The sequence below is a fragment of the Siphonobacter aquaeclarae genome (assembly GCF_900103285.1).
GTDB classification, from domain to species: Bacteria; Bacteroidota; Bacteroidia; order Cytophagales; family Spirosomataceae; genus Siphonobacter; species Siphonobacter aquaeclarae.
Map to the genome: position 1 here is coordinate 729,368 of NZ_FNGS01000002.1, position 15,798 is coordinate 745,165.

At 54.7% G+C, this 15,798-nt stretch carries 15 protein-coding genes; 2 read left to right on the top strand and 13 right to left on the bottom strand.

Going from position 1 to position 15,798, the window contains the following annotated elements; genetic code table 11:
- Positions 1-18: 18 nt before the first annotated feature.
- The 13 genes from BLR09_RS06555 to BLR09_RS06615 all read right to left on the bottom strand — a co-directional run bounded on the left by BLR09_RS06555 (position 19) and on the right by BLR09_RS06615 (position 13,291).
- On the bottom strand, positions 19-1,326 hold the full coding sequence (locus tag BLR09_RS06555; protein WP_093199317.1) for a DUF4270 family protein: 1,308 nt from the start codon (positions 1,324-1,326) through the stop codon (positions 19-21).
- A gap of 57 nt (positions 1,327-1,383) precedes the next feature.
- Complete coding sequence (locus BLR09_RS06560; RefSeq protein ID WP_093199319.1) at positions 1,384-1,719, bottom strand: DUF4907 domain-containing protein; 336 nt, start codon at positions 1,717-1,719, stop codon at positions 1,384-1,386.
- Positions 1,720-1,722: 3 nt separating this feature from the next.
- Complete coding sequence (locus tag BLR09_RS06565) at positions 1,723-2,766, bottom strand: Kelch repeat-containing protein (RefSeq protein ID WP_245689877.1); 1,044 nt, start codon at positions 2,764-2,766, stop codon at positions 1,723-1,725.
- Positions 2,767-3,248: 482 nt separating this feature from the next.
- Positions 3,249-3,953, bottom strand: a complete 705-nt coding sequence (locus BLR09_RS06570; protein ID WP_093199321.1) for a LytR/AlgR family response regulator transcription factor — start codon at positions 3,951-3,953, stop codon at positions 3,249-3,251.
- Positions 3,950-4,984, bottom strand: coding sequence for a sensor histidine kinase (locus BLR09_RS06575; protein WP_093199323.1), 1,035 nt, complete (start codon positions 4,982-4,984; stop codon positions 3,950-3,952). The genes BLR09_RS06570 and BLR09_RS06575 overlap by 4 nt, the downstream gene beginning before the upstream one ends.
- Before the next feature lie 126 nt (positions 4,985-5,110).
- Positions 5,111-7,081 (bottom strand): carboxypeptidase-like regulatory domain-containing protein, encoded by a 1,971-nt coding sequence (locus tag BLR09_RS06580; RefSeq protein WP_143011038.1) that lies wholly within the window; start codon positions 7,079-7,081, stop codon positions 5,111-5,113.
- 23 nt (positions 7,082-7,104) lie between these two features.
- Complete coding sequence (locus BLR09_RS06585; protein WP_143011039.1) at positions 7,105-8,091, bottom strand: FecR family protein; 987 nt, start codon at positions 8,089-8,091, stop codon at positions 7,105-7,107.
- Positions 8,092-8,130: 39 nt separating this feature from the next.
- Complete coding sequence (locus BLR09_RS06590; RefSeq protein WP_245689878.1) at positions 8,131-8,724, bottom strand: RNA polymerase sigma-70 factor; 594 nt, start codon at positions 8,722-8,724, stop codon at positions 8,131-8,133.
- Positions 8,725-9,055: 331 nt separating this feature from the next.
- Positions 9,056-9,739: an SDR family NAD(P)-dependent oxidoreductase gene (locus BLR09_RS06595; RefSeq protein WP_143011040.1), complete on the bottom strand. Its 684-nt coding sequence runs from the start codon at positions 9,737-9,739 to the stop codon at positions 9,056-9,058.
- 64 nt (positions 9,740-9,803) lie between these two features.
- A complete protein-coding gene (locus BLR09_RS06600) occupies positions 9,804-10,562 on the bottom strand; it encodes a LytR/AlgR family response regulator transcription factor (RefSeq protein WP_093199334.1) in 759 nt (252 codons plus the stop codon).
- 12 nt (positions 10,563-10,574) lie between these two features.
- Complete coding sequence (locus tag BLR09_RS06605; protein WP_176785475.1) at positions 10,575-11,612, bottom strand: sensor histidine kinase; 1,038 nt, start codon at positions 11,610-11,612, stop codon at positions 10,575-10,577.
- Positions 11,590-12,411 (bottom strand): head GIN domain-containing protein, encoded by an 822-nt coding sequence (locus BLR09_RS06610; protein WP_093199339.1) that lies wholly within the window; start codon positions 12,409-12,411, stop codon positions 11,590-11,592. Before BLR09_RS06610 ends, BLR09_RS06605 begins: the two co-directional genes overlap by 23 nt.
- A gap of 163 nt (positions 12,412-12,574) precedes the next feature.
- Positions 12,575-13,291, bottom strand: coding sequence for a head GIN domain-containing protein (locus BLR09_RS06615; protein ID WP_143011041.1), 717 nt, complete (start codon positions 13,289-13,291; stop codon positions 12,575-12,577).
- Between the two features lie 227 nt (positions 13,292-13,518).
- Here BLR09_RS06615 and BLR09_RS06620 point away from each other — a divergent pair, with 227 nt between their 5' ends.
- Together BLR09_RS06620 and BLR09_RS06625 are read left to right on the top strand one after the other, a co-directional pair.
- Positions 13,519-14,409, top strand: a complete 891-nt coding sequence (locus tag BLR09_RS06620; RefSeq protein WP_093199345.1) for a PorP/SprF family type IX secretion system membrane protein — start codon at positions 13,519-13,521, stop codon at positions 14,407-14,409.
- Between the two features lie 117 nt (positions 14,410-14,526).
- Positions 14,527-15,765 carry a PQQ-dependent sugar dehydrogenase gene (locus BLR09_RS06625; protein ID WP_093199348.1) on the top strand — a complete coding sequence of 413 codons (1,239 nt, stop codon included), beginning with the start codon at positions 14,527-14,529 and terminating at the stop codon, positions 15,763-15,765.
- Positions 15,766-15,798 lie beyond the last annotated feature (33 nt).

A 15,798-nucleotide genomic window follows, 5' to 3' on the forward strand; every position in this document is an offset into this window, starting at 1 on the left:
GGGGGTTTTTTCAATTCCTTACTTGGATGTCGTAAAGTAGAGCCTCAGTTTGACCTGATAATCGTCGTTAAAACTATTTCCGAGGGCTACTCTGGAAAAGTTCAGCGTCGTGGACGTTGCTACGTTCATCAGAAGAGGTTTGGCCTCCACCTGGCCTTTCATGAGTTGCTGCATGTAGGCCGTCAGCGCAAACGTATAGTTGTTCCGGAATTCGATTCCATCTACAAACGCATAGCTTCCTGAAACAGCAGTGGCGCCTCCCGGAGTAGTCGGTACGACGTTCGTGATTTCGTTGTTCTGATTGAGCTGGTACAGCGTCAGGGTAGATGGAGGGGGAGCGTTGTCCTTCGTCGTCGATCGGATAGGCGTAAAAACCAGTTCCGCGCGATTTACACCCACAAAATAATCCGAACCCTTAATCATATCGAAATACGGAAACTCCAGTCGCGTCCGCAACTGCCCGCCTGTCATAATGAAAGATCGATTACCCGTCAGGGTACTGTTGACATAGTCGGATGGCAACACCAGCTTAGCCATTGGCGTACCGGTGTAATTACTGACGATGTTGGACAAGTGCGGCCCGGTCAGCTTGATATCCAGCGATTCCGCTTTCGAATCAACCAGGTTTTCGTGGTAATACAGCTTGATCGCAGCGTTGTCTGAGATCGTATTCAGGCCGACAATCAGGTTCCGGATTGTGGTCATACGGAGCGCAAACCCCGGAATGATCTCGTGAATGTCGTCATCGTCGGTAATGGTTCTGTTCCGGAAGCCGTCAAACAAGGTCTGTCCAAGGGTTGCCGGAAGCCGGAGCCGGAGGTTACCCCATTCCCTGCGATGAGGCGGAATGGTTTTCTCCAGAATCGGCTTTGAATTATAGGCAAACGACTTGTTATTGTAATAAACATCCGACTCAATTACCTCATTCAGCTGGTGAATCGCCAGTTTGACATTTTCCAGCGTATCTCCGTATGCATACCGGAAAGGCATCTGAAAAACAAGGGAGTCAAATGTAACTTCACCAATAAGGTCTGCCAGGGAATTCGAGGGAAAAAGGGGAGTGATATAGCCGGTAAAATCCTGTGCTCCGGTGTTGACATCCCGCCAGCGGCCGACGTATACGTTGCTGTCAGCCGAAGTGACAAACGTATCCAGCACAGCTACCGTGGACGTCTTGACAGTAAAGGTATCGACGAGGACGATGTTCAGGTTATTTCCCGGAACAATCTTATCCCCCAGCGTCAAGTCACCCTTCTGGCAACCACCCAGCCAGTATATCCCGGTCGTTATCAGGCATAACGAAAGCCAGGTTTTCCAATTCTTCATCGATAATAAGATTGAGAAATGGGAGCGGATGAACTCCACTCCCATCGACGATTAGCCTTAAGGTGCTTGCGCTGCCTCCGGAATACCCAGCTCTCGAAGTTCCTCTACAGAAATTTCCGGTGGGTTGTTACTTTCTTCGAGCTTTTTGATCATCAATTCGCCGGTCTTCCGCGCGCCCTCTTCGGAGCTGAATCCCCGTTTTCCGGGGATTGTCGGAATAATAGGCTGATAGATAAACGGACGCCCTCTCTGAGCGATCTCAAAACCCCAGCCGTCAGGCGTCTGAAACACCTGTAACCGGAACCTGGGTTCAAACCGCCCGCTTTTCCAGAGATATCCCGCTACCGCTGCGATCAAAACCAGCAGCACCAAGACAACTTTCTTCTTCGACATGGATCAGTCAGCCTTTACGCGCACTTTCTTCGGCTCGAATTTCCAGTTGTCATCGAAACGGATCGATCCGGAAGTCCCGGTCGTAACATATCCTGCCTCTTCGCCGTTTTCGTCCTTCAGCGAGAAGCTGATGGCGCCGGTACGGGGAGTCGTGGGGATGTATTTAAATGTGTTGGAGCTGATGTCCTGAACATCCGTCCAGAGCTTGGTCTGAGGATCGAATGACCAAAGGTGGGTGTTTCCGTCACCGAAAGCCAGGTAACCAAGTCCGTTGACGACGAACGTCACAGCGTTATTCCGGACAATAGATCCGCGCTGATCAGACGTAAAGTCCAGTTCCTGCGTCCATTTGTCGGCGGTGGGATCGTAAGACCACCAGTCCGTTTGCTTGATACCGTTGTTTTCACCGCAGCCTACGTAAGCGATGTTGTTGATAACCATGGAGATGGCATAACGACGCTTCGGTCCTCTGAAGTTGGCGGCCAGCGTCCAGGCCTTCTTCGTCGGAGAGTAGGAATACATATCATTCAGGTAGTTCCCATCGTAACCTGTACCGACAAAACCGGCGGTCGGCGTAGAGAACGAAACTGCCGAATAACGTGCGCCACCCGGGAAATCCGCGATAGCTGTCCATTTGTTGGTAGCGGGATCGTACTCAAAAAAATCTGCTAGCCGGCTGGAAGCGTTACCGCTTGTTGAACCCAGTCCGATATATCCTTTGCCCCCTGCAGAGAACCCTGATCCTGCTGCACGTGCCGCTCCGGGGTATTCAGCCAGCAGCGTCCAGGTATCCTTCACGGGATCATATGACCAAAAGTCCTTCCGGCGGTTGTTGTCGCTGTCGAGACCTGTTCCCAGGTATCCTTTGTTATCGATCTGAAAACCGGCAGCCTGCGAACGGCCGGGGCCTGTAAGGTCAGCCTTGCGGACCCAGTTACCCAGGACATCGTCCTCGTTAGATTTGCAAGAAAAACCGATCACAGCAAGTCCCGCGATCATCATCCAGGAACGGTTCGCGCTCCGGAGCCCTTTGGTAATACTACGCACAGAGGAGGGGTTTGAAAAAAGAGACATAACAGAAAAGTCAGACCGTTTCATGAAAAAGTTTCGCGCGGTATGATGAAAAATTTGGATTTGAGAGTCGTTTTTGAACCCGTTACCTCCCCGTCTGACGGCATTCGGAACCGGCCGGCACTGCCTGCCGCTGTTTTCCAAAATGCCTTCCGGCGGAAAGAAACACGCACTATATACTGATAATGAGAAACTTACCTTCGAGCAAAATCTCCTTTCCCCAGGACACCTTTCCCCAAACAAAAGGCAAAAGTAGGTTTATGTTCGCAGGAAATAAAACCGCCGGTCAAAAAGGTATGCAGGGCGACTGTCTTCCCCGGAAAGGAAGTATCCTCCCGTTCCGGACCGCGGCCTGCTTTTTCCTGATTTCGGGAGGGGTTTCCACCTGACCCAAGCCTACGAGGAGGAAAACGTAAATCAGGACCCGCTTCGTGTGTTTCGCGTTGGATTCCGTTTCATTATTCCCCTTTTCCCACTTTCAGAATCTCGTAAATCTGCGGGAGGTACTGCTCGCTGACGGGTACACTTACTCCTGCCACCATTACCCGGAGCTTCCGGATGGCCTCCACCCGGTCGGTTGCAATGATATAGGAGCGGTGTACACGCAGAAACGCCGGCGCGGGCAGTTTTTCCTCCAGGTTTTTGAGCGTCATGCGGGTAATCACCGGGCGCGCATGGACAGACGTATGGATCTTGACGTAGTCTTTCAACCCCTCGATAAAGAGGATAGTATTTGTCTGAATTTTGACGAGGGAATAATCGGCGTGGACAAAGAAATGGTCTTCCGGCGCCTCCGCCGTCCGGCTGAAATACGCCTTCGCTTTCTCCGTCGCCTGAATAAAACGCGTCATCGGCACAGGCTTCAGCAGGTAGTCCAGCACATTCAGGTTGAATCCTTCGAGCGCATACTGCTCGTAGGCCGTGACAAAAATAACCTGCGGGCGCTGCGTCAGGGAATGGAGAAACTGCGTGCCCGTCAACCCCGGCATCTGTATGTCGAGAAACAACAGGTCCACCTGCTCCCGGTTGAGCACCTCAAGCGCCTCAAGGGCGTCCTCGCAGGTCGCGATGAGCTCCAGGTAGGGAACCTTCCCGATATTGTCGGCCAGCAGGGCCAGCGCCAATGGTTCGTCGTCGACAGCGACACAACGGATTTTGTTCATTTCAACACAAGGGTTAATTGGACGTCAAACCAGCCGTCTGCCTCCTGGACTTCCAGGTGATGTTCCGGGTAAAGCATATTCAGCCGGCGCTGCACATTTTTCAGCCCGATACCGGACCGGTGATCTTTGGGTTCGTCTACATGTGATGAAACCTTATTCCGGACCGAGAAAAACAGGGTATCTTCCTGTACCGACAGGTGAATGACGATCATCGGTTGCTGAATCAGGCCTATTCCGTGCTTGAAGGCGTTTTCCACAAACGGAATCAGGAGCATGGGTTCTATGTATTGATTTCCGTCTGCTCCGCCGGTGTCAAACCCGACGTGGACTTTCTTGCCGAGCCGCAGAATCTGCAGATCCACGTAGCTTTTCAGGTAGGCGACTTCCTGGCGAATGGGTACGCGGTCTTCGTCCGATTCATATAACATATACCGCAACAGTTCTGCGAGCTGAATGGTAGCAGGTTCCACGGATTCCGGTTTGAACCGGGCCAGTGACACAATGCTATTGAGAATATTGAACAAAAAATGCGGACTGATCTGCGAGCGTAAAAAGCTCAGCTCCGATTTCAGCCGCTCGTTTTCCCGCTCCTTTTCCTGCTGCCTCCGGTGGTGAAAATCATTGAGAACCTTATACGTGGTACTCAGGGCATAGATAAACATCACCGGGAAAATCGTTCCCATCACAAACCGGACGTTGGTCCAGTCAGCCGGCACCGCCTGTGTCCGGATACCCAGCGAAAGGGCAATCGTCAACAGTACCACACCCGCCACCGCAGCCAGATACACGCCTACTCCCTTCTTTTCCAGCAATTTCGGAATCAGAACCCGGGTATTCAGGTAAAAAAACAGCACCGAAAGCAGGTTCAGGGCGACCATGTACTTCGGATCAGGCGGTACGTGTACGCTTGCCGGCGGTTTGGGTGGTTCCGGCCGGATCAACAACGGCCAGGCAACAAACGCAATCCAGAAGATGCTTTGCAACAGCATCCGCCAGGTACCGGAAAGGCGCAGGGAAAGCGGAGACGTCATCCTTGACTAAACTCAGGAATTTTGTTCAAAAGTGCCTAAGTTCCGGAAAAGGATACAGAAAAGCCCTCTCTGGCGATGAGGGCTTCTGATTTTTCGACGGAGATACCTGTAAAAAAGACGGAAATGTTACCACCTCCAGCGGAATCCACCCTGAATTCCGATCCAGGATACAGACCCGGGATCGCCCCACCATAAATGAGTGCGCCAGGGATTCGGAATCCGGTTGAAATAATCGGCGACAAACTCCGTCGTATTGGTTTCGTCGTGCGGGTAGTAATTCCAGGTAGGACTGATGGACAGCGAGCCATGTTTCCCCCATTGATACTCCACTCCTACCGCCGCTTTGACGTGGTCGGAACCGTATCGGAATTTTCCCTGGCTGACAGAAAGAGAGATCAGCTCCGTATTCAGCCACCACTTCCGGCTCAGCTTCCAGGAGCGGCCGACGCCGTATCCCAAACGCCAGATCGGCCGGTCGAACCAGGGGTCAACCCCGGCCATCAGGATGTTGTAAAACCCGCGCTGCCCTGTCCGGAAGGCCAGGTTGAGCGGAACCTGCTCATCCGCAGATACTTCCACCTGGTGATACCCTCCGTGATTGACATAACTGAAGATACCGATCGGCAGTCCGCCCGAGGAATCTGCATAGTTGAAAACAGCCAGTTGCCCGCCGCGCGTCACTTTTCCGGCAATATTCGCAAACCCGGCGATCTGCCAGCCACTTTGCGTACCGTCTGTGATATTGGCAAAGCCCGCCAGCTGCGCACCCCGCTGCTGACCGACGGTCACGTTGGCAAATCCGGCTACTTCCACGCCATCATTCCTACCCAGTACCACGTTGGCAAAACCGGCTGCTACCATCCCTCTGTTGCGCTGGAACGTGAGGTTGGCAAATCCCGCCAGCTGAAAGCCGTTCATGCTTCCGCCGGTCAGGTTCGCAAACCCGGCTACTTGGAGGCCCCGGACATTGCTGCCGGTGATGTTGGTGAAACCGGCGACCTGTACGCTCTCGGCGCTGCGAAGCGATACATTGGCAAAACCGGCTACGCGCGGACCGATGACGGTCTGGAGGTTACTGTTCAGAAAACCAGCCACCTGTACCCCCCGGGCTACGCCGAAGTTCTGGTTGAAGAAGCCGGCAACCTGCACGCCTGATACCGAATCGAGTACCCAGTTTCCGAAACCGGCGATCTGCACGCCCGTTACTTTTCCGCGGACGAGGTTGGCGACGCCCCCGATTTCCAGGCGGCGAACACCCGCCGAATAGCCCGCCACAAGGTTCAGGGAGAAATTATTGGTAACAATACCGCTCAGCGCATGGTTGGTACCGATATACGGAAAGAGCGATAACTGGAACGCCCGATGCAGGGAGTCCCCGGCGAGGTTAAGTACGTGCACACGCGCCTCTTCCGGCACAAATACCTGCACGACAGGGAGTTGATCAAAAGCAACCCGCAGGGAGTCCGTTCCCCGGCTGCGAAGCCGGGAGATGCTGATCTGGTTGCCGTCGGGCGTGAGCGGAATATCCCGGAAATCATCTTCCTGCAATTCCAGACGCATCATAGAAGGCATATACTGACGCTTCAATATCCGTACATCGATCCGCTGCCGCGCCGGTATCTTAATGCGGTAAAATCCATAGGAATTAGTCGTCGTCGAAACCAGACTCTTCCGGTCGTAAATACTGACCTGAGGCAGTCGCTCGCCGGTTTCAGCATCCACTACATAGCCGCTTACGAACAGGTTTTGCGGTAATTCTTCTTCTTCGATCTTATTCTTAACCAGGATGACGTACTCCTCCTTCGATTTGAACTTCATCGTGTTTTTGAATACCTGATAGAGTACCTCGCGGACGCTCTTGCCGGATACGACGAGGTCTACACGCCGGTTCGATTCAATCAGCGATGCGTTGTAGGAAAACGAGAATCCTCCCTGCTGGGCAATGGCGTCGAGTACGTCCGGCAGGCGGGTATTCGTCAGCCGGAGCGTGATACGCCGCTCCAGCGGAGGTACTGACTGAGCCAGCAACGGTCCGGCAAAGAACAAAAGAAGCACTGCGCAGGTCGCCCTGCGAAACATAAAAACAAGCATATTCATTTGATTTTCAGGCGCAGAAGAAACTATTCCGATCCATCGCACCCATCCCCGTCGATTTCGACGGTTCCGTCGTCCTTTTTCGTAATCGTGATACCCCGTACCACCAGGCTTTCCCGCAATAATCCCAGCACATAGTCCAGCGGTTTGTCTTCGATGGTGACGGTCCACAGGCAGTTTTCAATTTTCCGGGACTTCAGAACAACCGGTACGCCATAGTAATCGGTAAGCGTTTCCGCCACTTTCTTCAGCGGATCGGCGTTAAAGAGCAGAATGCGTGAGCGGTACGACAGCATATTGAGGTCCGGCGCCGGCAACCGCCGGATCGTATCCTCTCCGGTCTGCCATACGGCCCGTTCGGACGGGCGTAGCACAACGGCTTTCTTTCCGGCGCTGAACTCCACGCGACCTGTCTCGACCACTACGTCAACATTGTCCTTTCCTTCCCGAACGTTGAAAGAAGTACCGAGTACCCGCACGGTCGTCCGCTCCGTCTTGACGAGAAAGGGCTTTTCGGGATTTTTTTCCACTTCGAAGAACCCTTCACCATGCAGGGATACCTCGCGGGAGGTTGCGGCAAACTGTTCAGGGTACTCCAGGGAAGAATGCCGGTTGAGCGTCACTTTGGAACCGTCCGGGAGCGCAAACGTCCGTGGTGCGTCGCCCGAGCGCATGACCAGCATGAGCGTTTCGGGCGCGGCCTGGCGCGTCAGCAGCCAGAACATACCGGCCAGCACGGCCACACAGGCAGCAGCGGCAGCGGGCCACCAGGAGCGCTTCGGCAACGGACGTATTTCCGGCTTTTTCTCCATGCCTTTCCGCACGTTCTGCCAGGCCAGGTCTACGTTCACCGTGGGTTGAGGGCGTACCGCGGCCGACCGCTCCCAGACCATCCTCAACCGGTCCAGCTCGGCTTCGTTGGCGGGAGAGGCTTCGAGCCAGTCCAGCACACGCTCTGCTTCAGCCGGGGTGGTCTCGCCCGCTAAAAACTTCGATAGCAATTCCTCATTCACCGTGTACAGGTCCTTTCAGATCTCTTAAGTCGTTAGATTTCAATCAATATACTGCTCGATCAGCAGCCAGAAGAGCGGACTGACCATCAGGGCGGGCAGAAAATCAGCCAGCTCTCCGCGCAGTATTTTCAGCGCCTTCCCGATCTGATTTTCAACAGTTTTCGGGGAAATACCCAGGATATCGGCGATCTCCTGGTACTTCAGCTCTTCGAACCGGCTCATCTCGAAAATCCGGCGGCATTGCTCGGGCAACTGCCGGATCGCATCGGCCAGCTTCTTTTCCAGGTCAGACTGATACAAGCCGTCGTCGGCACGTGCATGGTCGTTCTGGTAAAAAAACTGCTGATGATCTGCGTATTCCTGACGGATTTTGTAGTGTTTCAGGCGGTTGAGGCTATGATTATGCACAGCCCGGTACAGGTAGGCTTTAAGCGAAAATTCGATATAAAGGTCCTCCCGTTGTTCCCAGATCTTTACAAAAGTCTGCTGAACAATTTCTTCCGCTTCGTCATAATCCTGCAAAATACCGTTCGCGTAGCGGCACAATGCCTCGTAGTGTTTCCGGAACAGGGTCTCGAAAGCACGCTCGTCGCCCTGTCGCAGGGCCTCCAGGGTTGCAGGTTCAGAATACACGCGGACGGGATTCAATGTGGGTGCGCAAACTATCATTTTTCCGTCGTTCTTTCCTGAGACCCTTGACGAACGGTTTACCCCCACGGAGGGATGGATTTTTTTTCAGATTGAAGGCGATCATAAGGCAATGGGATAAGCGGCTTGGGACAATCGGTTGAAAATCAATCAATTCAAAAACAGGAGCCGGCCATGTCTTTCCGGCCGTATTCTGCAATAGTGACACGCAGACCCCGTCCGGCGTTGTATTCCATACGGGGCGTTTAGCCGGAGGACAACCTCCGGCTAAACGAAAAGCAGCGCAGCCGGCGTTTACCGGCTGCTTCAAAAAATATCAGGCTTTGTGATAGGCCTTGAGAACCGGCTCGCGCAGGATGCGGCCGGCGCCCACCGTCACAAACTCAATGATCTCTGCCAGTTCGGCCGGATTTACCCATTTGGAGAAGTCGGCGTCCGGCATTTCTTTCCGGTTGAGCGGGGTATCAATGGTACTGGGTGCGACGACGGTCGATACCACGTTGTGATCCTTTCCGGCTGCATTCAGGATATCCGAAAGCGAAAACAACAGGGATTTCGACAGGGCATAGGCTACCATGTGCTGACCGGCAGCGGGCATCACAGCCGGACGCGAACCGATCAGGACAATACGACCGCCGTTTTCCTGGCGGAGCATCTGCTCAAACACCGGACGGACGACCTGGTAGGCGGTCTGAAAATTGAGGCGGAACTGTTCTTCCACAGCAGCAAAATCCGTATCGGCAATCGACCCCATCGCAAATCCGCCCACCAGCAGTACTGCCGCATCGATACCGCCTTTTGAGGCAACGGTATCGGCTACGAGGCGCTGGCAGCCTGCCTCGTCGAGCAGGTCGAGCGTGTACCCTTCCAGGTTTGGCCGGGGATCGATGGCATGACCGGGACCTACGGTGGCGACTACCGTATGGCCTTTTTCGAGGAAGCGTTCGATGACGGCGCGGCCGAGGCCACCGGTACCGCCGGTAATGAGAATGACAGACATGGTCGTAAACGGTTGAAACCGCCGGCGGAGTCCGCCGGCGGTCGATAGCAAGTATGGTCTTTCTTTAGCTGTTGAGCCAGTTCCGGAACGATTCAGCCCGTTCGCGGCTCACCAGGATTTCCTCATCGGCCGGACGCTGCCGGAGCCAGACACGGATGCGTCCGTTAAAATACGGTTCCATCCGCTCGATCGCGCTCAGCGAACTGATGTATTTTCGGTTCAGCCGGAAATAGTGCCGGGGGTCCAGCTGTTTTTCCAGCTCATCGAGCGTATCGTCGGCGATGAATTTCTTCCCGCCGGACGTATACAGCAGCACTACTTTGTCTTCGGCAAAAAGATATTGAATATCAGCCGTTTCCACTACTTCCAACCGACTTCCCTGCTTCAGCAGAAAGCGGCTTTTGTAGGAGACCGGGCGCACGCCGAAAGCCTCCAGCATGCGCACAAACTGGTCTGACGAAGGCTGGTGCCCGCGGGAGCGGAACTTGGCAAACGCAGCCTGCAGCTCCTCCTGCTCAATGGGCTTCAGCAGGTAATCAATGCTGTTGACCTTGAAGGCACGGAGCGCGTATTCGTCGTAGGCTGTGGTAAAAATAACCGGCGCGGAGACCTCTATCTGTTGAAAAATCTCAAAACTGAGGCCATCGGCCAGTTGCACATCCATCAGGATCAGGTCCGGTTCGGGCTCTGACTTCAGCCAGCGCACCGCCGCCCGGACACTTTCGGGCTTTGCTACAATCTTCGCCTCCGGTGCTATTTCCTTCACCAGCGTTTCGAGTCGCTTCGCCGCCAGGGGCTCGTCTTCCACCAATAGTACATTCATACACACGATTAGCTAGGCTGCCGAGGGCAGCAGAGGTATTTTGACAATAAATTCTCCGTTTTCTTCCGTGACTATGACCCGGCGGTCGGTCAGCAGGCGGTAGCGGTGTTCCATATTCCGCAGACCGATGCCGGTGGAATCGGTCTGTAGGCGGCTTTTCAACTGAATCGGATTGCGGACAATGAGCGCGCCTTCCCCCGCCTCGATGCGGATCATCAGCGGGCGTTCGCCCGAGCACTCGTTATGCTTGATGGCATTTTCCACCAGCGTCAGCAGGCTTTGGGTGACAATATGCTGGGAATGGAGCTCAGCCGGAATGTTCGTTTCATACCGGAGATTTTCCCCGAAACGCATCTGGTGAATAAACAGGTACGATTCGGCAATGCGAAGCTCCGTTGCCAGGTCCATTGTATTCCGGTCGGTATGCTGAAGGTTATAGCGGAATACCTTTGACAGCCGCTCTACCAGTCGCACGGCATTGTTGGGGTCTTCCGGAATCAGCGCGCTCAGAATATTCAGCGAGTTGAAGAGGAAGTGCGGATTAACCTGGTTTTTCAGGGTTTCAAATTCCGCCTTCAGCACCGCGCGCTTCAGCTCCTCTTCCATCACCAGCAGCGCCCGCCAGCGTTCGATAAACGAGCGCAGGGAGAAGATGGCAATAACGGCCGAGCTGATAATCGCAAACAAACTGATATTCAGGAAGTAATCCTGAAATGTAAACGTCACGTTCAGTACCCATCCGATCAGGTACATAAGGAGCAGCCCCACCAGCGCCGCCACAAACCCACCGTAGAGGATCATGGAAGCGATGAGCTTGTTCGGACTGAGCAGCTCCGCCTTCCGGGAAAGTACCATCGAAAGGGATTTCGACAGTAGCCGGTATAGCACGTCGCCGGCTGCGGCGACGGACAGGATAATGAACAGGCGCGTCGTCATGTTCAGCGGGCTTTCCACTTTCATCAGCACGAATACCAGCAGCGCAAAGATGACGGAGGCCGCGATAAACCGGCGTACGGAGCGGCCGCGGTTATTTTTTTGAATTTCTGCCATGTTTGCCTTTTTTCCCTGAAACAGAACTTGCAGCCGTTGCTTCGGACTCGACGATGGCGTCGCCCCGGTACCGGATCGAGCTCGCCGCCGTCGCATAGGCTTTGAGCAGTTTCTGCACACAAACTTTTGCATGGCTGGCGCCGGTGGCTTCGACCTCGGCGTTTTCAGCGACACAGTTATACCCTTCGATGGAAGATGCGCCGGTCGCTTCCACATTCAGAAATTCGACCTCTCCTTCCAGCTTCATGTGCGAGGCACCTACCGCCTGCGCCTCCAGGTGCCGGGCTTTTCCCCGCCAGGTGAGACTGGAAGCGCCGGTCGCATCGAGACGAATCCGGTCCGAATTATAGAAGCCCGTCGCCTTCGCGAGGCAGCCGCCGGTACAGGTGATAGCCCGTAGTTCCGGCATGGTAATCGTCACGTGGACCCCCAGTGAGCGGAACCTCGGGACGCCTTTTCGGGAGATATACAGGGTTCTTCCTTCTTTGGAAAACGACAACCGTCCGACATGCCGGCGGTTTCCGCGGACGGATACGCTGTAGGTGGTGCCGGCGGTGACGAGTATCTGGATCCCGTAGTTCACATCCACCGAATCAAAATCAGTAAAAGAAAAATCAGCGTCCTGCTCTTCCGACTGTGCCGGAGAAGTAGACTGCCATCCGGCCGTCATGAACAGCGACACCATCCCGACCGTCAGCAGGGTAAAGGTCAGAAAGTGAGCGACATCAGGACTGGTTCCCGACAGGTTTTGGCATCCTGTCAGGAAGAGGACAAGGCCTCCTAGTAATATCCGCGGCATGTGATATCCGAGTAGTTTCGATGCAAAATAGGCCGGCGCCGGCGCCGGTCGCCAGTATTTTCTGAAGAACCCTCCTAATTTACCGATGAAGTGTTACAAGCCCCAAATGAAAAACGGCTGCCTTTACAGGGCAGCCGTTTGCGTGGTATAGGTGAAAAACAGGTTAATCCCGGGAAATGGTACTGCCGCCGGTTGCGCGGAGCGATGTTCTGGGATTACCGCGGTACCGGAGTTTACTCGCGCCAGACGCGTCGGCATCCAGGTACTCGGAGATCGTGGTACGGGCGTCGCTGGCGCCGGAGAGATCGAAATCTCCTTCATACGAAGGGTAGTCAAACGCACGCAGGACAGACGCTCCCGACAAATCTGCATTCAGCCGGTCGGTATACCCTTCGAGCTCCAGGCGGCTGGCGCCCGACAGGTGGACGTCCGTTCGTTTCGCGCTTCCGAAAAACCGCATTTCAGAAGCGCCGGAAAGCGTGACAATCAGTCTGTCTCCTTTTTCGAAGTCGGTTACGTCCGCTTTGACCGCTCCCGAAAAATCGACGCTGCGCAGGACGGGCATGGTCACATCAATGTCCATCGGGTACTTCCGGTTGCGGTTTCCGTGTTGAAAACGGATCTTCAGAATACCGTCTTCCCGGCGGACGGACAGATCGGCGATGTCCGGCCGGTGCCCGCGGGCAGAAATACGGAAAGTATTCCCCTGATAAACATTTACGCGGAACGCGTGTCCCATTTCAAGGCCGTCGAAATTGGTCAAACCAAATTCGGCGACGCTCTCGTCATACGGCCCGGCGTCCTCCCAGCGGTCGCAGGAAGTAGCACCGAGCAATACACTTAAAAACAGAATACAGGGAAGGAAAAAACTCTTTTTCATGGCTTTGCAGGAAAGGTTGACGACTAAATTCACCCGTTTCCGGGCGTATTCCGAAACCGTTTCGGATGAGTTGCGGCATTTCTGTTCCGGACGGTCTTTGCGGGGACAACTGAAACAGGCGTATCCCCCACGACCGGGAAAGATTTTTTTCAAAACCTTCAGATCTTCGCGGGAATAAGGCCGCAAATCAGGGTCGGGCCTTACCTTCGCCTTTTTAGCCAACCAACATGCGCAACTTTACCTTCTTCATCCTGTTTTTAGTACTGCCCGGCTGGGCCTCTGCCCAGTGGGAATCGGTGTACAGCAGCTATCCGTTCAACCCGATCGCCATTAATCCGGCCAATACCGGCAGCCGCGACGTGACGAGCATGACTCTTATGACGCGGCGGCGATCCGTCCTTTTCCGGAATACCTATAGCTCTCCTCTTTTTACGATTGACTCTCCTGTTGGTGAAAAATGGGCGCTCGGTTTTCAGGCTTTCAAGGATAACTACTCCGTCGCAGGTGTCGGATTTTACGGCAGTGCAGCTTACCGGCACCGGTTTTCGGAGACCGTTGTACTGGCCGTCGGCGCACAAATCGGTGTTACACAAGTACTTCCACCCAACACGATCTATGGCAATAATGTCTTTCCGTTTAGTGCAGGGCTGGGTATTCAGTACCGATCGTCGCGCTATTCGGTCGGTCTTTCGGCCCAGAATCTCGTCGGAGGTACCGACTACTACGAAAATGTCCGACCGGTTTTCCTGACGGGCGCCTACCTGTTTGACCTGTCGGAAGATGTGAAACTCAAAGCCGCCGCCCAGGCGCGCGGGCAGCAGGTAGCTTCGTCTTTCCGGACTCACCTCGACCTCAACGCGACGCTCTGGTACCGGCAGTTGGGCGTCGGCTTCTGGTACCAGAATACGTTGAAAACACTCGGCGGGCGGGATGGTATGCTTGCTACTGTCGAATTACAGCTCGGCGACAAATTCCGTGTGGGCGGGAGCTATGACTTCAACGCCAAAACGGAAGCCAGTACCGGCCTCAATTCATCGGAAAGTACCCTCTGGCAGTTGTTTTTACGGTTTGAATTTGACCGGGGTACCGGCAAAGTCGGGCAGATGCGCTACTTCTGACGGGCGCACGTCCCGGCTTTTGGCGGGTGGATCGCAACCCCGCACCGGCGCATGCGGAGATTCCGTACCTTTCAGCGGTAGTAGACCTGTTTCCTCAACTTTTACACAAAAGCTTTTATGAAACTACTGATCGGAGTAGCTGCGGCCGGAGCGCTGGCCTGGATGACTTCCGGACAGGATCCTGTCCCCTTGAAATTACCCTCCGGATTTACCGCCACCGTCGTGAACGAAGGCGTAGGCAAGGCCCGCCACATCGTCGTGGATGCGTCCGGCACCATCTTTGTCAAGCTTTCCAAGCTGGAAAAAGGCAAAGGCCTCGCTATTCTCCGGGATACTGACAAGGACGGCAAAGCCGAAACCGTTTCCTATGCAACGGGCTATGCCGGTACCGGTATCGCCATCTGGAAAGACTGGCTGTATGATTCGTCGGATTCATCGGTATACCGCTACCCGCTGAAAAACGGCGCGATTGACGAGTCGAAGCGGGAGACGATCGTCACCGGACTGACCTTTCAGCGTGAACACGGGTCGAAATCCATCACGCTCGACGATGCCGGACACCTGTACGTCAACTTCGGCGCGCCTTCAAACGCCTGCCAGGAACGCAACCGCCAGCTTGGCAGCAAGGGCATGGAGCCATGCCCTATCCTGGAATGGTACGGCGGTATCTGGCAGTTTGACGGAGCAAAGAAAAACCAGAAACAGGCCGACGGCGTCCGCTTCGCAACAGGTATCCGGAATGCTGTGGCGCTTGACTGGAACCCGGCCTCCAAACAATTGTATGCCCTCCAGCACGGTCGCGACGACCTCCATCGCCTCTATCCCAGCCTGTATACCGACGAGCAGAATGCCGAGCTTCCCGGCGAAGAATTTCTGCTTGTGAAGAAAGGCTCGGACTTTGGCTGGCCATACTGCTACTACGACTGGCAGACCTCGAAGAAAGTACTCGCCCCGGAATACGGCGGCGACGGAGGCAGGAAAGTCGGCATCTGCGAAGGCAAAGACCTGCCGCTGCTGTCGTTCCCGGGTCACTGGGCGCCGAACGACCTGCTGTTTTATACCGGCAACCAGTTTCCGGCCCGCTACAAAAACGGGGCGTTTATCTGCTTCCACGGCTCGTGGAACCGTTCTCCGCTGCAACAGCGGGGGTATCTCGTCGCTTTTATTCCGATGGGAAAAGACGGGAAGCCTTCAGGCAAGTATGAAATCTTCGCTGACAATTTCGCCGGCGGCGAGATCATGAGCCCGGGCGATGCCCAGGCCCGTCCGGTCGGACTGGCCCAGGGCGCGGATGGTGCGCTATATATCAGCGATTCCATTAACGGAAAAATCTGGAAAATCACCTCCCGTAAGTAAACCAAACGCCTGCGCGGGGCTTCGCCCGCGCAG